Genomic DNA, 21,815 nt, shown 5'->3' with positions numbered 1-21,815 from the left:
TCCAGCTTCTTTTGGTAGGGTGAGCATTCAGGAACAAAATCATACGGTTAAGTGCTTTCTAACCTGATCTTCGCTCAGCTGCTCGGCATGACCTTCGGCGGCAACCGTCCCCCGGTCTATGACATAGTAATAATCAGCGATACTCGTTGCGAATTCTAAGCTTTGCTCGACCAATAAGACGGCTATCTCCCTTCTCCGTTTGATGGATTCGATAATGGCTTCAATCTCCATAACGATGGAAGGTTGGATGCCCTCCATGGGTTCATCCAGCAGCAGCAGCTTCGGCCCGGCAGCTAAGGCACGTGCGATAGCTAATTGCTGCTGCTGCCCGCCGCTGAGGTCTCCCCCTTTGCGGAAGAGCATTTCCCGCAGTACAGGGAAGGTGTCGAAGAGGGACTCAGGCAGCTTCTTTCTCCCGTCTGTCGCCGCTTCAAGGCCGAGCAGCAAGTTTTCCTCTACGGTTAACTGGGGGAAGATTTCACGGCCTTGCGGCACGTAACCAATGCCTGATTTCGCGCGCTGATCTGGAGGAAGGGTCGTAATGTCCCGGTCGTTATATTGAATAGAACCTGACTTAGGCTTAACGAGCCCCATAATGCTCTTCATGAGCGTTGATTTTCCTACACCGTTACGTCCCATCAGACAAACGATCTGTCCAGGTTTCACGAGTAAGTTCACTTGGCGAACGACCATACTTTCCCCATAGCCTGCTTCGATGTTGTGAAGATTAAGCACCACGCTCCACTCTCCTTCCTAGATAAACCTCAGCAACCTTATCGTCATTCTGAATATCCAGCATCGTGCCTTCGCGAAGGACGGTGCCTTCATGAAGCACCGTGACCGTTTTGGCAAATTGACGAACAAATTCCATGTCGTGCTCGACCACAATAATCGTTTGATTCGCTGCGATTTCATGGAGGAGCTCGCCCGTTTTCTCTGTTTCACTATCGGTCATTCCGGCTGCCGGCTCATCGAGCAAAAGCAGATCAGGCTCCTGCATGAGCAACATGCCGATTTCGAGCCATTGCTTCTCACCGTGGGAAAGGGAGCCAGCGCGTTCTTTGGCTTTGCCTTGCAGGCCAATCATGCTAAGTCTTAGGTGCAGGCGATCCCGCTGCTCGCTTGTCGTCTTGGCCCAGAGCGCACTGAGAAGACCGCGCTTTTGTTTCATGGATAAGGCTAGATTTTCAAATACCGTTAAGGTTGAAAAGACAGAAGGGGCTTGGAATTTACGTCCAATTCCGAGCTGTGCGATTTGATGCTCTTGATGCTTGGTAAGATCAATGGAGTCTTTGAAAAAAACTTCACCTAGAGAAGGTTTCACTTTCCCGCAAATGACATCGAGGAGCGTTGTTTTACCGGCCCCATTGGGTCCGATGAGAAAGCGAAGTTCGCCGTATTCCAAGGTAAAGTCGAGATTGCGCAAGGCTTTAAAACCGTCGAAGCTTACCTCAAGCCCTTTTACGCTTAGTATGTTAGCGCCAGGCACAGGTTGTTGCTCTGCTAATTGTCCGAGCATGGGAGGTTCCTCCTTCTTTTATTCATGTAACAAACGATTTGTAAGATTATCTGGCCTCTTGCGAGGAAGAAATCGGTTTAGGCAGCACGGGCTTTTTCCAATTGGATGTGTAATGGGTAATGGTGCCGACAATTCCTTTGGGGAGTAGAAGCACAACAATAATGAACATTGCGCCGAGCATGATGGGCCACATAGCCGGATAGGCTTCACTAAACGTAGTTTTGGCGGCGTTGGTTACCAGAGCTCCTAGAACAGCGCCTCCAATGGTTGAGCGTCCGCCGATAGCGACCCAGAGGACCATTTCTATCGAGGGAACAATCCCCATTTGGGCGGGGGAAATGATACCTTCTTGAAGTACGAAAAGTACGCCGGCCAGTCCCGCCAATCCTGCGGAAGCACAGTAAATGAATACTTTGTACGTAACAGGATTGTATCCGATGAAGCGTACCCGATTTTCTCCATCGCGTATGGCCGTTAGAATATTTCCCATACGGCTGGTGACGAGCAGACTGCATAGGATTAGAACGACGGCAACGACGGCTAGGGTGAGATAGAAAAAGATCAGCTTTGTTGACTGGGCTTGCAGGTTTAAGCCTAAAAAGGAGTCAAAGTTAGTGAGTCCGTTGGTTCCACCTGTGTAGCCTTGTTGGCCAACAAACAATGTCACTGTAATAATGACAAGGGCTTGCGACAGGATGGAGAAAAAGGCGCCTTTAATGCGGTTGCGGAATGTGAAGTAACCTAAAATGAAGGCGACAATCATAGGAATAATGAGGGCTAGCAGAAAAGCAGCGCCGGCGGAATGGAATGGAACCCAGAACCAAGGCAAGCTTTCTACGCCGCTCCAGGACATGAAATCAGGCAGCTCACCGGGACTCGCGGCCAGCTTCAGATGCATCGCCATACAATAGGCGCCGAGCCCGAAGTATACACCATGACCGAGACTTAATATGCCGGTGTAGCCCCAAATCAGATCAATCCCCATAGCAATAATGGTATAAGCGAGAAACTTGCCGAGAAGCGAAAGGCGGAAATCAGACAAAAACAGTGGAGCCAGTGCCAACACGATTAAAAAAACGGTATAAACCATCAGTTTCATCTTGGATTGTCCGGCGAAGAGCATGGAAGATACCACATCCTTTCTTCAGTCTAAGGATCTTGAACGGATCGTCACAAGTCCCATCGGTTTCCATTGCAAGAAGGCGATGATGAGTGTGAAGACGAGTACTTTCCCAATCGTCGCACTGGTTGTATACTCCAGTGCAGTATTGAACACTCCGATGCCTAAAGCTCCGGCAACCGTGCCAATCAGCTTCCCGATGCCGCCAAGTACAACAACCATGAAGGCGTCAACGATGTAGTACGTGCCGATCGTTGGTCCAATAGGTCCAACCAAGGTTAGCGCACATCCGGCAATGCCCGCCATGGCAGACCCGAATGCGAAGGATTGCGCATCAACTCTGCGTGTAGAAATGCCGAGGCAGGCAGCCATTTCGCGGTTCTGCATAACGGCTCTCATCCGTCTGCCGCCAGCAGAGTGGTATAAGTACATATAGATAATGAAGATACACAAAGCGACTAACGCAATAATGAAGAGGCGCTTGTAAGGAAGAATTAGATCGGCTGTGAGGTGGAGTCCGCCTTCCAACCACTCAGGTGCTTTCACTGCGACGTTGGGTGCGCCGAATATGGATCTGGCAAGCTGCTGCAGAGCTAAGCTGACGCCCCATGTTGCAAGCAGGCTGTCTAATGGTCTGCCGTACATGAACCGAATGAGGCAGACCTCTAGCAGCCACCCAACGAGGAAGGCTACGGCGAAGGCGACGCCCAGCGAAACGATGAAATACCAGCCGAAGGCGGATGCCGGCAGGAATTGCTGGAACCAATGCTGGACCAGATAGGCCATGTAGGCTCCAATCATAATAAACTCGCCGTGAGCCATGTTCATGACATTCATAAGGCCGAATGTAATGGCGAGCCCAATAGCGATCAGGAGCAGGATGGAGCTTAGACTTAAGCCATTGAACAATTGAAGCAGCAGCAAACTCATGACGGTGCTTCCCCCTTAGTGAATCCCGAGTAAAATAGTGAAATCCAGGGCTGCCGTTAGGCAGACCTGGTTTCAAGAACAATCCTATCGGTGAGCTTTATTTCTTCGTTACTTCGCCGCCCCATGGATACGTTTTGAGGAAAGGATCCGGCTTGAGCGGTTTGCCAGAATTCCATACTTCTTTAATTAACCCGTCAGCGCCAATTTGGCCGATACGCGCTGTTTTGGAAATATGCTGGTTCTCGCCATCAATGGTGACCTTACCCTCTGGTGAATTCCATTCGATGCCTTTGGCAGCTGCTTTTACTTTCTCTACATCAAAAGAGCCTGCTTTTTTCACTGCCTCAGCCCATAGGTAAACGGCTGTGTAACCCGCTTCGATCGGATCATCCGTTACGCGGTCTTTCCCGTATTTTGCCTTGTAGGCTTCAACAAATTTTTTGTTCTCTGGTGAATCCGTTGTTTGGTAGTAATTCCAAGCTGTATAGTGTCCATCCAGGACAGATGCTCCAATACCGCGAACCTCTTCCTCGGCGATACTAACCGACATGGTTGTTAAGTCTTTGGCTGTAATGCCGGCGTCTTTCAATTGCTTGAAGAAAGCTACGTTACTATCGCCATTCAGCGTATTGAAAACAACATCCGGTTTCTCTTTTTTGATTTTGCTTATAATTGTGTTGTAATCGGTGTGTCCAAGCGGCGTGTACTCTTCAGCAACGAGTGTGCCGCCTTCAGCTTTCAGCTGCTCTTTAATAATTTTGTTGGCTGTTCTTGGGAAAACGTAATCAGAGCCGAGCAGGTAGAATTTCTTGCCTTTGTTTTGGAGGAGCCAGGTTACAGCGGGGATGATTTGTTGGTTCGTTGTTGCGCCTACATAGAAAATGTTCGGTGAAGATTCTACGCCTTCATACTGAACGGGATACCACAATAATCCTTTGTTTTGCTCGACGACCGGAAGCACCGCTTTACGGCTGGCTGACGTCCAACAACCGAAAATCGTCACAACACTGTCTTTTTGCAGTAACTTCTTAGTTTTCTCTGCAAAAGTAGGCCAATCGGATGCGCCGTCTTCAATGACGGGCTTTAGTTTCTTGCCTAAGAGTCCCCCAGCTGCATTAATTTCATCAATCGCCATTAATTCCGCATCTCTTACAGAAACTTCACTAATGGACATCGTGCCCGTCAGAGAGTGAAGAATACCAACAGGTACAGTCTCGTCTTTCGTTTCCGCTTTGACTTCTGTGGCCTTCGTTGTTGCCGTGGATGCAGTAGGCTCCGACTTTGCACAGCCAGTTGCGACCATCATCAATGCCATGCTTAAAGCGACGGTGAGTTTCCCTTTGTTTCTTATCTCTCTCATTAATCGTCCCACTCCCTTACTTACAAGATTTGGATTACAAGGCTTATGATAAATTGGGTAAAAGGTTTATGTCAATATACATGACATGTATTGGTTTTTATTTTGTGAACAGCGCACATGAAAATACCGATTCTTTGTGTTAAATGTATAAAATAGGAAAAATAATTAGAAAAATCACTTTCTTTATGTTAATTAATATGACATTAAAGATTTACAAGCTTGGAATATCCGAATATAATAAGTGTAAAAGAATACCATTATTCGGTTTTTGAAGAGGTGATGATGTGCATTTAACCGAGCGCGAGAAAGAAAAGCTCCTCATTACAGTAGCAGCAGACTTAGCAAGGCGAAGACTGGCTAGAGGCGTAAAGCTGAATTATCCCGAAAGTATTGCACTGATTACATCTGAAATAATGGAAGGCGCAAGAGATGGTATGACGGTCGCTGAGCTGATGAGCTTCGGCACCACCATTTTGACGGCAGAGCAGGTTATGGAAGGTGTTCCACAGATGATTCATGATGTACAGGTAGAAGCTACATTTCCGGATGGTACGAAGCTGGTGACCGTTCACGAACCCATCACCTAACTATATGGATGAATGAATCGATCGAAAGGGGCGAGAAGATGGTTCCGGGAGAATATCGAATTAACAAAGGCACGATAGAAATGAATAAAGGCAGGCAAACGGTCGAGATCATTGTCACGAATACAGGAGATCGTCCTATTCAAGTGGGTTCCCACTATCACTTTTTTGAGGTGAATCGATCGTTGGCCTTTCCCAGAGAGCTTGCCTTTGGCATGCATCTAGATATTCCAGCGGGGACAGCCGTTCGGTTCGAACCCGGAGAGCAAAAGCCGATTCAGTTGGTCGAACTAGGAGGAGCCAAGTTGTCCTATGGGCTCAATAACTTGAGCGAAGGACCGGCAGTGAAAGACCAGATGTCCGATGAAACGAGGGCAAGATGGCAGGCATGGGAGGGGAAACGCTTGTGAGTCAAATAGATCGTAAGAGCTATGCGCTGATGTTCGGGCCTACGACTGGCGATGCTATTCGTTTGGCGGATACGGAATTATGGGTGCAAATCGAGCATGATTACACTGTCTACGGGGACGAATGCAAATTTGGCGGAGGGAAAGTAATCCGGGACGGTATGGGACAGTCCAGTGGTGCCACCCGGGATCAAGGCGTGCTCGACACGCTGATCACGAATGCTGTCGTTATCGATCATTGGGGAATTGTGAAAGGCGATATCGGAATCAAGGATGGACATATCGTCGGCATTGGTAAAGCCGGCAACCCCGATATTATGGATGGCGTGCATCCGAATCTGATTGTCGGAGCAAGCACAGAGGTCATCGCAGGTGAAGGTAAAATCGTGACGGCTGGCGGAATAGATGCCCATATTCATTATATATGCCCTCAGCAGATCGAAACCGCGCTATCCTCGGGCGTGACGACGATGATCGGCGGCGGTACAGGGCCGGCAACTGGCACGAATGCGACAACATGCACACCCGGTGCATGGCATATGCAGCGGATGTTGGAATCCGCAGAAGCGTTCCCGATGAACTTGGGATTCACAGGGAAAGGGAATTCCTCGTTCTTGGCGCCATTAATTGAACAAATTGAAGCGGGCGCCATCGGTTTGAAGCTGCATGAAGATTGGGGAACGACACCGGCGGCTATCGACACTTGCCTGAAAGCAGCCGATCAATATGACGTTCAGGTCGCCATTCATACGGATACATTAAATGAAGCGGGATTCTTGGAGGATACGCTCGCTGCCATCAAAGGTCGTACCATCCACACGTATCATACAGAAGGAGCAGGCGGAGGGCATGCGCCGGATATCATTCGGGCTGCTGCTGAACTTAATATCTTGCCGTCTTCGACAAATCCGACACGTCCTTACACGATCAATACGATTGAAGAGCATTTGGATATGCTTATGGTTTGCCATCATTTGGACAGCCGAATCCCTGAGGATGTGGCCTTCGCCGACTCGCGGATACGCCCGGAGACGATTGCTGCGGAGGATATTCTGCATGATCTTGGGGTGTTCAGCATGCTTAGTTCGGATTCGCAGGCGATGGGCCGTGTTGGCGAGGTCATCATCCGCACCTGGCAAACGGCGGATAAGATGAAGAAACAGCGGGGGCCGCTGGCTCCTGATACGGAGGAGAGCGACAATTTCCGCATCAAGCGGTACATTGCCAAGTATACGATCAACCCCGCGATTACGCATGGCGTATCGCATCTGGTTGGTTCTATTGAGCCAGGCAAATTCGCGGATCTGGTGGTCTGGAGCCCGATGTTCTTCGGGGTCAAACCTGATCTGGTACTCAAGGGCGGCAGCATTGCTTACGCGCAGATGGGCGATCCGAATGCGTCGATTCCAACACCGCAGCCTGTGTTCGGAAGGCCGATGTTTGCCGCATTCGGTAAGGCTTTGACACAAAGCTCGATAACGTTCGTTTCTCAAACGGCTTATGATAATGGCATTGCGCAGAGGCTCGGTCTACAGAAGAGAGTTGAGCCCGTGAAAGGCTGTCGCGAGATTTCGAAGAAAGACATGATCCATAACAATGGCACTCCTTCCATAGAAGTGAACCCAGAGACATATGAAGTCAAAGTGGATGGGGAAGCCATCACCTGTGAACCAGCGACGAAGCTTCCGATGGCCCAATTATATTTCTTATTCTAATAAATGCGGGTGATGCACATGGATGAGATGCAGCGGGCAGCGACCGCGCAGCAAGAAGCAATAGTCCCAAAGTTTCACTGGCTTGCCTACCAGCAGCTTCTAGATTCAGCGCTGCCAATCGGGGGCTTCTCACATTCCTTCGGCTTGGAAACGCTCGTTCAGCAAGGACGTTTGGAAACCGTCGATGAACTTGAGGCTTATCTCAGCACTATGCTCCTCCACAACTGGTCATCGTCTGATGCGATGGTGATCAAAGCGGCCTACATCCATATTCCCACAGGGGAATGGGATCAGCTTTGGGCAATCGACCATATGCTGCATGTCCAGCGCGTATCCAGTGAGGGGAGAAGCGGCGTTCAAAAGATGGGGCGCAGGCTGCTGCAGCTATCTCGAGCTATGTATCCAGAGCTGGATTGGAAGTCCTTAGATGAAGCCGTGAAGGCCGGGCGCTGCAGTGCCAATCATCCCATTGTTCATGCATGGGTGAGTTATCACCTTGGCGTGCCGCTGGATCAAGCGGTGGAAGGGTACCTGTACAGCTGTGTAATGACCTGTATCAATAGTGCTTTAAGGCTCATGTCTATGGGGCAAACGCAAGGCCAAATGCTGCTTTCCAAGGTGATTCCGTTGATTGGAAGGCAGTGGCAGCGAGTAGCTCATTTAGATCCTAGGGATGCGTATACGAATTCACCTTCGGCTGATCTGGCAATGATGCAGCACGAAACCCTATATTCGCGATTGTTCATGTCTTAACTCAAATTTAAGGAGGAATGACTATGTGTCAAGGACAAGGTCATCATCATCACTGGGAGAAGCCATCTATCGATCGGAGCCGTCCCATGCGTATCGGTATCGGAGGGCCTGTTGGCTCTGGTAAAACAGCTTTGGTCGAGCGTCTAGCCCGCAAGCTCAATGACCGTTTCAGTATCGCTGTAATTACGAATGATATCTATACGAAGGAAGATGCTCGCATTCTGATCAGCTCGGAGGCATTGCCCGAAGATCGCATTATCGGGGTGGAGACCGGCGGATGTCCGCATACGGCGATTCGTGAGGATGCTTCCATGAATTTCGAAGCGATTGAAGAGCTGGAGCAGCGGTTTGAGCATCTCGATATTATTTTCATCGAGAGCGGCGGCGATAATTTGGCTGCAGCCTTCAGTCCGGAATTAGTGGATCGCTTCATCTATATTATCGATGTTGCTCAAGGGGAGAAAATTCCGCGCAAAGGCGGCCCTGGCATTATGAGATCCGATATGCTCATCATTAACAAAATCGATTTGGCTCCCTATGTCGGCGCCAGCCTGGAAGTCATGGATTCGGATACGAAGAAAATGCGCGGCGACCGTCCGTACATCTTCTCCAACCTGATGGGCGGCACAGGACTTGACGATATTGTGACATGGGTGGAGCAGGAGTTCAGCCATGCCTAAGGTGACCGGGGAGATCACAGCAGCATTTGCGGTGCGCAGCGGCATCACGCAGCTCGTACACAAATATCACGCCTCCCCGCTCAAAATCGCCAAGACGTTCCGTTATGAGAACGAAACGTTCACTGGAGACCAGCCCGTGGAGCAACTGGGCGTTTATATGATGGACTGCTCCCCGGGACTGATGTCAGGGGATCATTACGAAATTAACGTGCGCCTTGAAGAGGGCGCACGTGTTTTTCTAACGAACCAATCGTTCACGAAGGTTCATCCTTCCTTAGGGGATCACGGAAGCACGCAGCGCCAGTCGCTGCATGTGGACGCGGCAGCGCTGCTGGAGTACATCCCCGAGCCGCTTATGCTGTACAAAGATGCCCGTTTATACTCCGAAACGGAGGTGCATCTTGCCCCGGGCGCAGCGTGCATATTCTCTGATATACTCTGTCCGGGACGAACGCAGAGGGGGGAGATCTTCCACTACTCGCGGTACACCAATCGCATCAAGGTGTGGTACGGCACGGAACTGATTTATTATCAGAATCAGAGGATTGAGCCACAGGGTATGCAGCTCACAGCCCCAGGGAGTTGGGAGCAGGAAACGCATCTTGGGAATTTGTACATTTTCTCAGACCGGCTTGGGCAGAACCACCTTGAGGGGCTTCTGGCTTGCTTGGAGAAGATTAATGGTATTGAACAAGTGCGTGTCGGAGCCAGTCTCACTTATAAACACGGGATAATCGTCACGGTCATGGGACGGCATGCCTGGCAATTGCAGCATGTTCTTGCCCAAGCTTGGCATGAATTACGCCGCAGCTTGCTTGCCTTAACCCCATTAATGGTTAATAAATAGGAGCCCTGAGGGCTCCTTTATGACACGCCAGAATTTCTATGTTTTGGGGGTAAGCTTCGCTTCCCCTTATTGATGTTCGTTGGCGGAGTAACTGGAATTTCTACTGTTAAAAGTGGGGCGGAGTAGGACTTCGATAAAATAACGGGAGCTTGTGCAGTTCTTTCAGTTGATTCGCCTCATTTCTGACGAAACTTGAGGAAATAGCAGGATAATTTCCATCTAATGGCTCGAGAGCAGCAGAAATGAACAAATTAGCGGTACTATTTCCCGTTATAGTTTAAGTGATGATTGCTGATGAGGTCACGAAGGGGCAACTGAGCGGAAAAGTCGAAGTCGAAGGCTTACGTTGCATTTTATACAACGTAATAGCGTGGTCTGACCATGAATACGGTCTTCCGTTGCACAAAATACAACCATTTGTTGCAAAGAGGCTTGATGTAAGCGATTTAGCGCATAAATCGTTGTATTAAGTACAATATAGTGGCGTGCTGAGGCCCAATACAGCCTAATGGTTGCACAATGTACAACATAGATGCTGTTGCAGTCGCAACTTGGTGTTGAGTGATAAATGGTGCGACGGGATGAAGTGACGAAGGGACGTCTGAGCAACAGGTCGAAGTTGAAGTCGAAGGCTTACGTTGCATTCTAGACAACATAATAGCGTGGTCTGACCGCGAATGCGGTCCTTTTTTGCATTGGGAGAGAATGGTAAGTTTATTTTCCACGCATACTGGAAGGAGAATCGACAATATCATGACAACTGCCTCCACTTCATTGTCAAACCGTGTAGGGGTTGGTATGATAAATGAGATCATAAATGAATTAGCTCGGAAGTTCGATATAGAGGAGGGCAATGATGTGGAAAATCAAGCTAGCTACGAAAGCATTTCTAACGATTCGACACAAGGTTCCGCTAGGAACGAAGCCATAGATGCAGCCAATAAGTCAACATCTGCAGAGCCTGTGACGTTAAAAGATTTTTATCGCTTAGTAAAGCCAGGGATTATTTATTCAAATTTAATGACGGCTTTCGCCGGATATTGGATGGCCGCACGCTGGGACGTAAGTTGGGCCCATTTATTTTTTACAATGCTCGGAACAGCTCTTGTCATGGCCGGTGGTACGGTGCTGAACAATTACCTGGACCGTGAAATGGATGCCAAAATGGAACGGACGCAGAACAGAGCGCTGCCTAGTGGAAGACTCGGACCCAATGTAGTTCTATGGTATGGCATTATTCTGGGAACGATCGGATTAGGAGTCCTCTACTTTGGAGCAGATTCCCCGCTAGCAACGTTGATCGGGTTAATTGGATTATTCTTGTATGTATGGCTCTATACGGCATGGTTCAAAAGAACCTCAGTCTGGAGTACATTTGTAGGCGCATTCTCTGGTGCAACGCCACCAGTCATCGGTTACTGTGCGGTTAGCGGTACGGTTGATTTGGGAGCTATCTTGGTGTTCCTTTTCTTGTTCCTATGGCAGCCGCCGCATTTCTGGGCGCTGGGCATCCGCCGCATGGAAGAATATCGCGCTGCGGGATTCCCGCTTTTACCAGTCGTCAAAGGATCTTACGTTACTAAGATTTCGATGGTTCGTTATGTCGTTCTGCTTGTCCCGGTTACCGTTATGTTGACTGCTTACGGATATGTAGGTTACCTCTTTTTGATCGGCTCTACGATTCTCGGATTAATCTGGGTGTTCATGAGCGTGAAGGGGTTCAAAGCAACCGGTGAGGCTGAAGTCGTATGGGCGAAACGGATGTTTCTTTTCTCAATAATGTATCTAACACTTTTATCGATCCTCATGGTCATTGATACGGTGAAGATTAGTTAAATGAAGGACGGATGACGAAGATGAGTACATTTTTTGAAAAAAATTGGTTCAAGCTGGCGCTAGGCGCTATCTTGATTGCAATGATTGCTTCTTTTGCTTATAAGCTTTGGGTAAACAGCAGTGAACCGGATCAACGCTTAACGGCGATGAAGCAGTCTCCATCTTTTCAACTGCAAGACTTGGATGGGAAGACAGTTACTTCCGCTGATACGGATGGCAAAGTAAGACTCGTATATTTCTTCTATTCTTTTTGCCCTGACGTTTGTATGCCAACAACCTTCTTGCTGACACAAGTGCAGGATGCTTTGAAGAAAAAAGAACTGTTCGGTACGAAATCCGAAATGATTTCTATCACCGTTGATCCAAATCGGGATACCCCGGCTGTTCTCAAGGAGTTCGGAAACAAGTTTGAATCCAAGCCTGATCCAAGCGGGTGGATGTTCCTCCGTGGTGAAGAAGCGAAGATCCACAAGCTTGCCGAGGATTTCGGCATCATGGTCATTAAGGAGAAGGACGGAAACTTCTCTCACTCCAACGCTATTTTACTTGTTGATAAAAAAGGGAAATTGCGGAATTATTATGATGCGAGCAATCCGGAACTGGATGCCGACCATATTGTCAAAGATGTGGTGACCTTGTCCAAAGAGAAATAAGTGAACTACATAAACTATTTAAAAGCAGGATCTGGTGAAGGGTAGATAATATACTCCTCCAGACCTGCTTTTTCTAATTGCTGAATAAGGTATTCCTCAGGCGTTCCTTCGACACCGGCATACCCTCTGCGCGTATAAATTTGCTCAGCGTCCGGGAAGGTATCCCGCAGCAGAAAGCGTATCCTTTTTCCGGATGAATCATTATCAGTAAACAAATAAACTTGTTTGTCTCCGGCTTTTTTTCTAAGTTCCTCCAAGGTTTGCGAGCTAGGTGTTCCGAAGGTGCAGAGAATCTGGACGCTATCATCAACGACGCGTTTTAAGCGGCTTTTGTCGTTTTTGCCTTCTACAATGATTGTGATCGACATGGGCTATCCTCCATCAGGTATTTTTTGTAGTATAACCCGTTTCTGTAAGTGATCCAAGGATTCCATTCGACGTTTGCTCAAATAATGCACTGCCATTTCCCGGGAAATGACAGAGATTGACAGCACAAAGACGGCTTGAGCATCTCAAGCCGCCAGGAACTAGTAGTGCTATGTCGTAACAGGTGATTTAAACGTACGCAAAGGTAAAAGTGAAAGGGCGAGCATGAGGATGAAAAAGGCGATGAAATAAGAGGAAATATGGTCGCGAAGCTGCCCAGCCAGCATAGGACCGATAAAGGCGCCAACGGAATAAGAAATCGAGAGCAAAGAAAAGACACGGCCATAACGATTGCTGCTGGTGATACTGGCAAGCAGGGCTGCTAAAGCGGGATAGATGACACCTTTGGCCATTCCGATCAGGAAGAGGGAAACAGGCAGAGGGATGGGCCACTGGATGGCTAAGCCGAAGAAAACAACCGCTAACGACAAGCTTCCGCAGATGGTTCGGATAAATGGCGATACTTTATTAAGGAACCAGAACGAGATACTTAGCAGAGCGCCTAAGCTGATCAGTGTGAAAAATACGCCGGAGGTGAGAATAGATTCTCGTGCAGATTTCATAAGCGGCAGCTCAAAGAATAAAATGCCCTGAGAACAGGAAAGCGCCATTGGAATGAGGAAAAATAGCCAAGGGACCGACACGCCGGCAGGCAAGTCGGATTCCTCATTTGGCATCCCGTGGCCATGATGATCCAAGACTTGTAGTTTGCCAGCGGATTGGGCCAACAGCTGTTTTTCTTTGACGCCAAAGATAGCTAGAAATCCCGTTATAATCAGAATCCAGCCTAACACGGAAAAAGCAGTTGTAAAACCGATTTTGGCAACCAGAATTGCTCCTGCCGCAGGGGAAACCACGGAAGCTAACGTGTGAATCAGACCGTTCCCCGCCATCAGCTTACTCTGTTGAATGCGGTCTTTGGCGATACGAGCCAGCAGGGATAAGCAGGCAGGAGATAAGAAGGCGAGCACAAATCCGCTTATCGAACGAATGTAGAGCAGGTGCCATGGATCTTTTACATTAGATTGAAAAAGTAAGATGATCCCTGCTACAATCAGGCTAAAGACAATGAAAAATTTGCTGCCGTATTTGTCCACGCCATAGCCAGCAATGAGATTGCCCGGTAAGTGCGTGATTGAGTATACGCCCATGATTAGCCCTATAAAGGAAGGTGCGGCCCCTAAGGATAAGGCGAATGGAGAAAGAATCGGGTACTGTGCGTGCAAATCAAAAAAAGCCACAAACATAAATAAGTACAGCCAAAGGGCTGTTCGCATGTGCTGCTCACCACCTTGATTAGACTTGTCTCTTCTTAAGATGTACGCTGCTCGTCCGATGGATATGACCTTTCCGTATAATTGACACAATTCTGATGGAGGAAACGATGGATGCTTATGTGATTCTTTTACTTGCTTGTGTCGCTGTTTTTCTAGTATTCCGGCTCCGGCAGTCCTTTCGCAAAACGAGAGGCAAAGCCGATCAAATGGATGAAATTCAACGAAAACTAGCGTTGTTAAAGAAAAAAAGGGATGAAGACTAAGGATTCCCTGTAGTATGATAGGGATGGACTTTTAGATAAACAGGAGGGGTTCTTTTTGGATCAGTGGATTTCATTTGCACAGGATCGTTGGTATTTACTAGTTGCCGCTATTATTATTTTATTTATTGTTATTGGGATTGTGAAAACGGTCATTAAATGGATTGTTGTCCTTGTAGTTGTCGGTGCGCTCATCGTTTATGGAGCAAGTTATAAGGATAAAATAAAGGATATTGGGACAAGCGTGGTAACCCAGGTTGGCGATGAGGTCAAAGACAAAGCAATCAGCACGTTGACTGCGGAAGCGAAAGAGGCACAATTCAAGGCCAATCCTGACGGGTCCTTCATCGTTTCGACGAAGAGTCTGAAAGTGGAAGGCAAAGCAGGAACGGATGAAGTACAGGTTACTTTTCTTGGCAAAACTTTCAAAATGAGCGCGAATGCCGCAGTGAATGCTTTCATTGAGCAAGCGAGGAAAAACGCTGGCTAGTAGAAATAGGAGTAAGGATGGTAGCAGTCATGGATATTACCTGGTTCAAAGCCAATTCAATTAACTTCATATCCATTGTAATTGTGCTCACTTTCGCGGGCTCTGTCCTTCAAGGGTTTTTCCGAGGCGGGTCTGGGTCTGCGAAACATCTTCTGTCCATGCTCGTGGAAGCGATCGTCGTCATTGTGTCCATGTTCATTGCGTGGAAGGGTGTGCAACTCGTTTCGCCTTTGATTCAAACCTGGCTGAAAGGTCAGAATTTGCAAGTGCCATCCGTAGAGATTAGTGCTCTTAAGCAAGCCTACTATACAGCTTTAACTAGCATTCGAGATTTCCCGCTGCTTCGTTTCGGCGTATTGTTTCTGCTCGGCTATATGATTGTGAAGCAGCTCCTGAACCTGCTGATTGACCCATTAATCGGTCATTGGTTGGCGCATCGCGACCCTTATCGGGAACGCAGCAATTCATTGATTTCCTCGGTTTCTGGGGGAGCTATCGGCTCTGTAGCCGGTTTTGCGCGAGCGCTTATACTCATTGCCGTTTTGTTCATCTATGTGACTTTATTCCCACATTCCATGGTGACCCCTTATATCGAGTCCTCTCAGATGTATCAAAAAGGGGCGAAGGAAGTCATTTCCCCCTTCACTGGAGATTTCATTGCTGATAAGGTGCCGGTGTTTACCCGGGCGGTGGAGCAGGAATTCACGAACATTTTACAACGTAAATATGAAGTTCTGGATGCGAAGGTCCCTGGCAACATCGTAGATGCGGCCAAAGAGGTAACCGCCAGTGGATCGACGGACGAAGAGAAGGCGAAGCTGCTGTACAAATGGGTGGGCAGCCGGATCGAGTACGATTGGGATAAAGTGAAGCTGTACGAAGAACAGCGCATTTGGAAGGAACAGACACCGGAGGATACGTTCAACACCCGTGAAGGAGTGTGTATCGATTATTCAAGACTATACGCCCAAATGGCTAGAGCCGTAGGTCTGGATGTTAAGGTCGTAACAGGCCTTGGATATGATGGGCAGGGCAGCTATGGGCCTCACGCTTGGAACGAAGTGTACCTCAAAGAGTCCAAGATCTGGGTACCGTTGGATTCCACTTGGGTAGCTAGTGGGGGGAACTGGTTCAATCCGCCAAACTTTGACCAAACGCATATTAGAGATGTTTAATCAGGTTTAAGGTTAATAAAGGAAGTAAAATGCCTTCTCACGGAGATCCGGGGGAGGCTTTTTTGTGGTTTTTCTCATCCTTTCGTAAATGTGGTAAACTAATAGGGTGCAATTTTTGAGAATATGAAGGAGTTTGTATGTCTAAATCCATTCAGGAATATCCAATGATTTACTTAGATGCCGGAGACACGCTGTTAACGATTCCTGCAGCCCAAACGATTTTGAAGCAGTACCTGCAATTACGCTCTGTAGAGCGGGATGAGGCTCATATCAGTGAACTGTTTACAGAGGCTTTTCGTCTATTTTATTATGTGGATAAGCAAGATAACTTCATTGTGTGTTCGCCAGAGTCAGATCGTGAATTCTGGGTCAACCTATATAAATATGTGCTACATAAACTAGGCATTCATGAGGAATGGACAGAGGAAGAGATTTACGAATGTTGCCACGAGTTATACGAGATCTATACCGCTCCTGAGTATTATGAATTGTTTGATGATGTTAAGCCTTTTCTCGAACGCCTTCAAGCCCAGGGCTTTAGAATAGGGATTATTAGCAATTTTGCACCAACGCTGAAAGCTATTTTAGAGGATAAAGGGATTCTGCACTATTTTGATCCTGTGCTCGTGTCGACAGAGGTTGGTCTTGAGAAGCCGGATCCGGCTATTTTCCAACTTGCCTTAGAGCGCGCAGGTGTAGCGGCCAAGGATGTCCTCTATATCGGCGATCACGAAACGAACGACATTTGGGCGCCGAGTCAAGTCGGCATCGATGCGGTTCGCATTATCCGTTACGACTACTATACCGGGGAGGGTATCCGATCCCTGCTTGAGCTTTTTGATGATCAGCAAGCTATTGTGTAAGAAAGGATCTGAGTGTGATGAAACCATCCATAATGGATGATCCAAAGAAAAGAGAAATCACCAAGAAGCGGCATTTTTCGTTTCGGATCAATATCTTTTTCTTTATAACGTTCTTATTATTTTCCGTACTTATCGTGCGTTTGGCCATTTTACAATTCGTTCAAGCCAAAGATTTGAAGGCAGCAGAGAATACGAATACGAATCAGACGAATAAAATTGCTCCCATCCGCGGCAACATTTATGATTCAACGAAATCACCTCTTGCCTATACCATCCCGGTGCAGTCCTTATTTTTCCGGATCGAGCCGTCCCAGCAGGATAAAGATGAAGTCATTCGCATGGCGAATAAGCTTAAAACAGACGTTTTTGATAAATACGGCAAGCCGGATTCCAAGAAGCTGGAGCCCGCGGAAATCGTGCTCGCCATGGATTTAGGCTATGATATCAATAAAAATAAAGTGAAGGATCCAAGTTATTACTGGGTTCCGCGTAAAATCAAAACAGATTTATCCAAAGAAGAGATCGCTTATTTATTAGAGCACCGGGATGAATTCAAGTGGCTGGAAGTTACAGAAGAAAGCATTCGTACTTACGAAATGGACGATATGGACAATGATGGAATGCCGTCAACGATCGCTCCGCAATTAATTGGCTACCTCAAGAGCTACTCGACAGAAAAAGCCAAGGATATGTACCAAGATAATGAAAACAGCAAGGAATATCTCGATACCGAAAATGTCGGCTTCGATGGCATCGAGCGAATGTATCAGGACGAGCTTCGCGGGAAAAACGGGTATAAAATTTACCCCGTTAATGCCGCCATGAAAATTATCGGTCGCGCAACAGTAACGAAGCCGACGAAAGGGAACAATTTGTATCTGTCCATCAATAAAGATATTCAGAAAACGGCTGAAAAGGCGATCGCCGATCAGATTGCTTTTCTACATACACCCTATGCGCGGAATGATGCCTTTATTAAATATGGGGCGAATGCGCAGGCCGGTTATGCGGTTGCTATGGAAGTAGACACGGGGCGCATCGTGACGATGGCTAATTACCCTGACTACAATTCCAATGAATGGACAGGCGGAATCTCGCAAGCAACATTGGATGAAGTTGGCTCCTATATTGCTAATGGTTCGATTACTACAGCGTATCCGAAATACACAGACAAGGAGCGTCCGAAACATCCGTCTTCGATCGTCTTCATGGGTTCGACAATCAAACCGTTGTCGGTTCTGATTGGTTTAACTGAGAAATTGATTACACCTTCCAATCAATATTATTACGATTCGGGTACTTTCACGTTCGGTAAGGCGAATGCGTCAAGTTCGATTTCCAATTCAGGGAGAACGGCTTATGGAAACTTGGATGCTTCCAGCTCCATCGAACACTCTTCTAATACGTACATGTCGGCCAAAGTCGGGATTCCGTTTTATTCAAAATACGGCGGTGAAAATCCCGCAGTAACCGACAAATGGGCGGAATATTTAGCGAAGTTCGGAATAGGTGTCAAAACGGGAAGCGGTCTGCCAAGTGAAATTGCAGGCTCGAATGACTTTACCAAGAACGCCAAAAAAGACAGTTATCAGTCTGCCATGGTCTATGCCTCATGGGGGCAGAACGAGAAAACAACAACGCTGCAGCTCGCGCAGTTCGCCGCAACACTAGGCAGCCGCGGCAAACGGATGAAGCCGTTGTTCGTAGATGAGATTCGAAGCTTTGAAGGTGAACTAGTCAAAAAAGTGGAGCCTGAAGTGCTGGAAGATTCGAGCGCAATGTTCGCCAAAGGTGACTGGAACACCATCATCCATGGGATGAAAAGTGGCGCGGAAGGCATTGACGAGCTCCCCTATAACGTGGCTCGGAAGACAGGGACTTCGACGCAAGCCGTCGCAGGCGGAACCATCGACAACGCCGTGTTCATCGCCTTCGCGCCGGTTGAGAATCCGAAGCTAGCCATCGCGGTCGTCGTGCCTGAAGGCGGCTATGGCCGCTACGGCGCATCCCCGATTGCGGCCAAAATTTTTCAGGCTTACGATGCAGCCAACGAAGGTATATTGACCAAACTTGGCGGCGGCAAAAGGCCTTGGTAGAAGCAGTAAAGAGTAAAAAACCTTCAAATCCACTTCATAAGTGGGTCTGAAGGTTTTTTTATAAGCTTGTCTTAGTAATAAGCCAAGTTTTCCAAATTTTAGTGAACTTATTAAGGGTCCGCTTCGTCTGTTTCAGGATACATCCAGACACAGAAGGGGGTTTTACAGGGATGAAATCGCCGATTGCGGATGATCCGAAGAAAAAAGAGCTGGCTCAAAAGAAGCATTTTTCACTGCGGATCAATCTTTTTTTCTTTGTGACTTTTGTATTATTTTCCATACTGATCGTGCGGTTGGCCATGCTGCAGTTTGTTCAAACCAACATACATAAAGCCGCAGAGAACAGAAATGGCACACAAACGATCCAAATTGCTCCTATCCGCGGCAACATCTATGACTCTTCGAAATCCCCGCTTGCGTATACCATTCCAATGCAATCCTTATTTTTTCGAATTGATCCCAGCGTTCAAAAGTTAGATGACTTAATTGCTATAGCAGATCGGCTTAAAGTCGATGTTTTCGACAAGTATGCCAAACCAAACTCGAAAAGTCCGACCCCGGAGGAAATCATTCTAGCCATGGATATTGGCTATGATTACCATAAGAAGGAAATCAAAAAGCCGAGTTATTACTGGGTCCCGCGAAGAATAAAGGCGGACTTGTCCAGCGATGAAATCGCTTATATTTTAGAGCATAGAGATGAATTTAAATGGTTAGACGTAACGGAGGAAAGCATTCGCACCTATGAAATGGATGATGACGGCAATACTACAATTGCTACGCACTTAGTGGGGTATACGAACTCTTTTACTTCACCGACAGCCAAAGAAATCTACAAAGACAGCCCGATGGTCCAGGAATATTTGAGCTCGGAAAATGTGGGGTTCGATGGCATTGAGCGCATGTATCAGGATGAGCTGCGTGGCAGAAACGGCAGTAAGACCTACCCTGTTGACGCCGTTAACAAAATCATTGGGAGAGCCGAAGTCACGGCGCCAGTTAAAGGAAATAATGTATATTTGACAATTCATAAAGATATCCAAAAAGCGACAGAACGTATGCTGGAGGAGCATATTCGTTACTTGCGCAGCCCATCTCATGCCAATGATATGTATTTGAGTCTTGGGATGCAGGCGGCTTCCGGGTTTGCAGTTGCTATAGAAGTGGATACGGGACGGGTAGTTACGATGGCGAACTATCCAGATTATGATGCTAATGCGTGGACTGGCGGTATGTCGGCAAGCGTCTATAAAGAGATCGAAACCTTTATTCCCAATGGCAGCATTCGAACGGCTAAAGCTAAGTATCCAGATGAAAAAGAAAATGCGAAACATCCATCATCAATAGTGTTCATGGGGTCGACGATCAAGCCTATGTCCGTGTTGATAGGGCTTAAAGAGAAATTTTTCAGCGGCAATGGCACTATTTATTACGATACGGGATCGTTTAGCTTTGGCAAAGGAGGCAATAGCACCATCACCAATTCGGGGAAAGCAGCTTATGGGGCGATGGATGCTGCCGGGGCGATTGAACATTCCTCTAACACGTTCATGTCTGAAAAAGTCGGTATTCCTTTCTGGGCCAAATACGGCAGGGAGAATCCCGCTGTGACTGCCAAATGGGCAGAATACATGACGAAATTCGGAATGGGGATCAAAACAGGGAGCGGTCTACCGGGTGAGCTTGCGGGATCTAATGATTTTATCAAAAATGCTGTAAAAGACAGTTATCAATCGGCGATGGTCTACGCATCATGGGGACAAAATGAGAAAACGACAACACTGCAGCTTGCTCAGTACACAGCTACTTTGGCTAGTCGAGGGAAGCGGATGAAGCCGTTGTTCGTAGATGAAATTCGCGACTACCAGGGCCAATTGGTTAGAAAAATAGAGCCTGAAGTACTGGAGGACTCCTCCGCAGAGTTTGCCCAAGAGGATTGGAACACCATCATCCACGGGATGAAAAGCGGGGCAGAAGGAATCGAGGAATTGCCGTTTAACGTGGCGCGCAAAACAGGAACTTCCACTCAAAGCGTATCGGGAGGCTCGGTTGAAAATGCGGTGTTCATCGCCTTTGCGCCGGTTGAGAATCCGAAGCTTGCTGTCGCGGTTGTTGTGCCGGAAGGAGGCTTTGGGCGCTATGGGGCATCTCCGATTGCGGCTAAGATCTTTCAAGCTTACGACGCTGCCAACGACGGCATTTTGACGAAGCTTGGCGGAGGGAAGCGGCCTTGGTAGTCTGGCGAAATAGCGGAACATAGCTCCCATCAACCGCACGAGCAAGCACAAAGAGAGAGGCCGCTTCAGTCAGCAGCCTCTCTCCTCACGCATTTATTGACGTACCCGAATCCACACCGCCATCTCACCAACTCCGCGATTTCCCCATTGGAAATAGGGAACTGCCTGGAAGGCGACCCAGCCGTTGGCGCCCAACGACGATGAGTTCCATTTTCATCCGAATTACTTGAGTCGCTGTATGAAAAGTGTTTATGGCTGCACGCCATTAGAATATTTGCTCGCCTATCGAATCGAACAATCCAAGCTGCTGCTGCTCAAAACGCAGTGGTCTATTGAGCGCATCTCTGAGGAGGCGGGCTTCCATCATGCGGCTTGCTTTTCGAACTGTTTTCGTGCCAAAATAGGTCTCTCACCGCTCGCCTACCGGAAGCAATATATACGAGGTGGAACCGTTCTTCATACCTAAGCATATGTTGATGTAAGGAGGAAAACCCTTCTGCACCCAAAAAGTTGCGCGAGGTAAACTTTTGTGCACAGAGAAAAGAAAGGCGGGGGACAGCATGAAAAGGACACGATTTACAGCTTCA

General features: G+C 47.7%; 23 protein-coding genes. 15 read left to right on the top strand and 8 right to left on the bottom strand.

Translation table 11 applies throughout. The features are described from left to right. Window positions 1-39: 39 nt before the first annotated feature. The 5 genes from urtE to urtA form a co-directional block, all read right to left on the bottom strand. Window positions 40-735: an urea ABC transporter ATP-binding subunit UrtE gene (gene urtE / locus AC58UW_RS09995; RefSeq protein WP_497420634.1), complete on the bottom strand. Its 696-nt coding sequence runs from the start codon at window positions 733-735 to the stop codon at window positions 40-42. Continuing rightward, window positions 728-1,519, bottom strand: coding sequence for an urea ABC transporter ATP-binding protein UrtD (gene urtD, locus AC58UW_RS09990; protein WP_497420516.1), 792 nt, complete (start codon window positions 1,517-1,519; stop codon window positions 728-730). Before urtD ends, urtE begins: the two co-directional genes overlap by 8 nt. 46 nt (window positions 1,520-1,565) lie before the next feature. Continuing rightward, window positions 1,566-2,642, bottom strand: coding sequence for an urea ABC transporter permease subunit UrtC (urtC, locus tag AC58UW_RS09985; RefSeq protein WP_497420633.1), 1,077 nt, complete (start codon window positions 2,640-2,642; stop codon window positions 1,566-1,568). Between the two features lie 21 nt (window positions 2,643-2,663). After that, a complete protein-coding gene (gene urtB, locus AC58UW_RS09980) occupies window positions 2,664-3,569 on the bottom strand; it encodes an urea ABC transporter permease subunit UrtB (protein WP_497420515.1) in 906 nt (301 codons plus the stop codon). 97 nt (window positions 3,570-3,666) lie between these two features. Then, window positions 3,667-4,929: an urea ABC transporter substrate-binding protein gene (gene urtA / locus AC58UW_RS09975; RefSeq protein ID WP_497420514.1), complete on the bottom strand. Its 1,263-nt coding sequence runs from the start codon at window positions 4,927-4,929 to the stop codon at window positions 3,667-3,669. Window positions 4,930-5,213: 284 nt separating this feature from the next. Here urtA and AC58UW_RS09970 point away from each other — a divergent pair, with 284 nt between their 5' ends. The 8 genes from AC58UW_RS09970 to AC58UW_RS09935 all read left to right on the top strand — a co-directional run bounded on the left by AC58UW_RS09970 (window position 5,214) and on the right by AC58UW_RS09935 (window position 12,404). Continuing rightward, a complete protein-coding gene (locus tag AC58UW_RS09970) occupies window positions 5,214-5,516 on the top strand; it encodes an urease subunit gamma (RefSeq protein WP_497420513.1) in 303 nt (100 codons plus the stop codon). A gap of 38 nt (window positions 5,517-5,554) precedes the next feature. After that, window positions 5,555-5,923 carry an urease subunit beta gene (ureB, locus tag AC58UW_RS09965; RefSeq protein WP_497420512.1) on the top strand — a complete coding sequence of 123 codons (369 nt, stop codon included), beginning with the start codon at window positions 5,555-5,557 and terminating at the stop codon, window positions 5,921-5,923. Then, window positions 5,920-7,635, top strand: coding sequence for an urease subunit alpha (gene ureC / locus AC58UW_RS09960; protein WP_497420511.1), 1,716 nt, complete (start codon window positions 5,920-5,922; stop codon window positions 7,633-7,635). Before ureB ends, ureC begins: the two co-directional genes overlap by 4 nt. A gap of 18 nt (window positions 7,636-7,653) precedes the next feature. Next, the gene (locus tag AC58UW_RS09955) at window positions 7,654-8,388 is read left to right on the top strand and encodes an urease accessory protein UreF (RefSeq protein ID WP_497420510.1); all 735 of its coding nucleotides are present in this window, start codon (window positions 7,654-7,656) and stop codon (window positions 8,386-8,388) included. 23 nt (window positions 8,389-8,411) lie between these two features. Then, window positions 8,412-9,068 (top strand): urease accessory protein UreG, encoded by a 657-nt coding sequence (gene ureG, locus AC58UW_RS09950; protein ID WP_497420509.1) that lies wholly within the window; start codon window positions 8,412-8,414, stop codon window positions 9,066-9,068. Beyond that, the gene (locus tag AC58UW_RS09945; RefSeq protein WP_497420508.1) at window positions 9,061-9,915 is read left to right on the top strand and encodes an urease accessory protein UreD; all 855 of its coding nucleotides are present in this window, start codon (window positions 9,061-9,063) and stop codon (window positions 9,913-9,915) included. The genes ureG and AC58UW_RS09945 overlap by 8 nt, the downstream gene beginning before the upstream one ends. Before the next feature lie 885 nt (window positions 9,916-10,800). After that, window positions 10,801-11,751, top strand: coding sequence for a heme o synthase (gene cyoE / locus AC58UW_RS09940; RefSeq protein WP_497420632.1), 951 nt, complete (start codon window positions 10,801-10,803; stop codon window positions 11,749-11,751). A 20-nt stretch (window positions 11,752-11,771) separates the two neighbouring features. Then, window positions 11,772-12,404, top strand: coding sequence for an SCO family protein (locus tag AC58UW_RS09935; RefSeq protein WP_497420507.1), 633 nt, complete (start codon window positions 11,772-11,774; stop codon window positions 12,402-12,404). 14 nt (window positions 12,405-12,418) lie between these two features. On the opposite strand, the gene AC58UW_RS09930 is transcribed toward AC58UW_RS09935, so the two are convergent. Continuing rightward, window positions 12,419-12,772, bottom strand: coding sequence for a toprim domain-containing protein (locus AC58UW_RS09930; protein WP_497420506.1), 354 nt, complete (start codon window positions 12,770-12,772; stop codon window positions 12,419-12,421). Between the two features lie 168 nt (window positions 12,773-12,940). Then, complete coding sequence (locus tag AC58UW_RS09925; protein ID WP_497420505.1) at window positions 12,941-14,107, bottom strand: MFS transporter; 1,167 nt, start codon at window positions 14,105-14,107, stop codon at window positions 12,941-12,943. 95 nt (window positions 14,108-14,202) lie between these two features. Between AC58UW_RS09925 and AC58UW_RS09920 the strand changes: the two genes are divergently transcribed. The 6 genes from AC58UW_RS09920 (at window position 14,203) to AC58UW_RS09895 (ending at window position 21,228) form a co-directional block, all read left to right on the top strand. Then, window positions 14,203-14,370, top strand: coding sequence for a hypothetical protein (locus tag AC58UW_RS09920; protein ID WP_497420504.1), 168 nt, complete (start codon window positions 14,203-14,205; stop codon window positions 14,368-14,370). Between the two features lie 55 nt (window positions 14,371-14,425). After that, complete coding sequence (locus AC58UW_RS09915) at window positions 14,426-14,857, top strand: hypothetical protein (protein WP_497420503.1); 432 nt, start codon at window positions 14,426-14,428, stop codon at window positions 14,855-14,857. 29 nt (window positions 14,858-14,886) lie between these two features. Further along, window positions 14,887-16,032: a transglutaminase domain-containing protein gene (locus AC58UW_RS09910; protein ID WP_497420502.1), complete on the top strand. Its 1,146-nt coding sequence runs from the start codon at window positions 14,887-14,889 to the stop codon at window positions 16,030-16,032. A gap of 137 nt (window positions 16,033-16,169) precedes the next feature. Next, complete coding sequence (locus tag AC58UW_RS09905) at window positions 16,170-16,895, top strand: HAD-IA family hydrolase (protein ID WP_497420501.1); 726 nt, start codon at window positions 16,170-16,172, stop codon at window positions 16,893-16,895. 17 nt (window positions 16,896-16,912) lie between these two features. Further along, entirely contained in the window at window positions 16,913-18,991 is a 2,079-nt protein-coding gene (locus AC58UW_RS09900; protein ID WP_497420500.1) for a peptidoglycan D,D-transpeptidase FtsI family protein, read from the top strand. 170 nt (window positions 18,992-19,161) lie between these two features. Continuing rightward, window positions 19,162-21,228 (top strand): peptidoglycan D,D-transpeptidase FtsI family protein, encoded by a 2,067-nt coding sequence (locus AC58UW_RS09895; RefSeq protein WP_497420499.1) that lies wholly within the window; start codon window positions 19,162-19,164, stop codon window positions 21,226-21,228. Between the two features lie 93 nt (window positions 21,229-21,321). On the opposite strand, the gene AC58UW_RS09890 is transcribed toward AC58UW_RS09895, so the two are convergent. Then, on the bottom strand, window positions 21,322-21,423 hold the full coding sequence (locus AC58UW_RS09890; RefSeq protein WP_497420498.1) for a hypothetical protein: 102 nt from the start codon (window positions 21,421-21,423) through the stop codon (window positions 21,322-21,324). On the opposite strand from AC58UW_RS09890, the gene AC58UW_RS09885 reads away from it, so the two are divergent. Further along, on the top strand, window positions 21,413-21,694 hold the full coding sequence (locus AC58UW_RS09885; protein ID WP_497420497.1) for a helix-turn-helix transcriptional regulator: 282 nt from the start codon (window positions 21,413-21,415) through the stop codon (window positions 21,692-21,694). The genes AC58UW_RS09890 and AC58UW_RS09885 overlap by 11 nt on opposite strands. Window positions 21,695-21,815 lie beyond the last annotated feature (121 nt).

This window comes from Paenibacillus sp. J22R160 (assembly GCF_059692135.1).
Note: the sequence above shows the minus strand (reverse complement) of the source record. Positions and strands in the feature narration are given on the sequence as shown.

Excerpts from the sequence above, each read along its gene's own strand:
- AC58UW_RS09955 (WP_497420510.1), top strand. The coding sequence starts at position 7,654 with ATGGATGAGATGCAGCGGGCAGCGACCGCGCAGCAAGAAGCAATAGTC.
- urtC (WP_497420633.1), bottom strand. The coding sequence starts at position 2,642 with ATGCTCTTCGCCGGACAATCCAAGATGAAACTGATGGTTTATACCGTT.
- AC58UW_RS09930 (WP_497420506.1), bottom strand. The coding sequence starts at position 12,772 with ATGTCGATCACAATCATTGTAGAAGGCAAAAACGACAAAAGCCGCTTA.
- AC58UW_RS09920 (WP_497420504.1), top strand. The coding sequence starts at position 14,203 with ATGGAGGAAACGATGGATGCTTATGTGATTCTTTTACTTGCTTGTGTC.
- AC58UW_RS09910 (WP_497420502.1), top strand. The coding sequence starts at position 14,887 with ATGGATATTACCTGGTTCAAAGCCAATTCAATTAACTTCATATCCATT.
- AC58UW_RS09905 (WP_497420501.1), top strand. The coding sequence starts at position 16,170 with ATGTCTAAATCCATTCAGGAATATCCAATGATTTACTTAGATGCCGGA.
- AC58UW_RS09900 (WP_497420500.1), top strand. The coding sequence starts at position 16,913 with ATGAAACCATCCATAATGGATGATCCAAAGAAAAGAGAAATCACCAAG.
- AC58UW_RS09935 (WP_497420507.1), top strand. The coding sequence starts at position 11,772 with ATGAGTACATTTTTTGAAAAAAATTGGTTCAAGCTGGCGCTAGGCGCT.
- AC58UW_RS09895 (WP_497420499.1), top strand. The coding sequence starts at position 19,162 with ATGAAATCGCCGATTGCGGATGATCCGAAGAAAAAAGAGCTGGCTCAA.
- AC58UW_RS09925 (WP_497420505.1), bottom strand. The coding sequence starts at position 14,107 with ATGCGAACAGCCCTTTGGCTGTACTTATTTATGTTTGTGGCTTTTTTT.
- ureB (WP_497420512.1), top strand. The coding sequence starts at position 5,555 with ATGGTTCCGGGAGAATATCGAATTAACAAAGGCACGATAGAAATGAAT.
- urtB (WP_497420515.1), bottom strand. The coding sequence starts at position 3,569 with ATGAGTTTGCTGCTGCTTCAATTGTTCAATGGCTTAAGTCTAAGCTCC.
- urtA (WP_497420514.1), bottom strand. The coding sequence starts at position 4,929 with ATGAGAGAGATAAGAAACAAAGGGAAACTCACCGTCGCTTTAAGCATG.
- AC58UW_RS09945 (WP_497420508.1), top strand. The coding sequence starts at position 9,061 with ATGCCTAAGGTGACCGGGGAGATCACAGCAGCATTTGCGGTGCGCAGC.
- urtD (WP_497420516.1), bottom strand. The coding sequence starts at position 1,519 with ATGCTCGGACAATTAGCAGAGCAACAACCTGTGCCTGGCGCTAACATA.
- ureG (WP_497420509.1), top strand. The coding sequence starts at position 8,412 with ATGTGTCAAGGACAAGGTCATCATCATCACTGGGAGAAGCCATCTATC.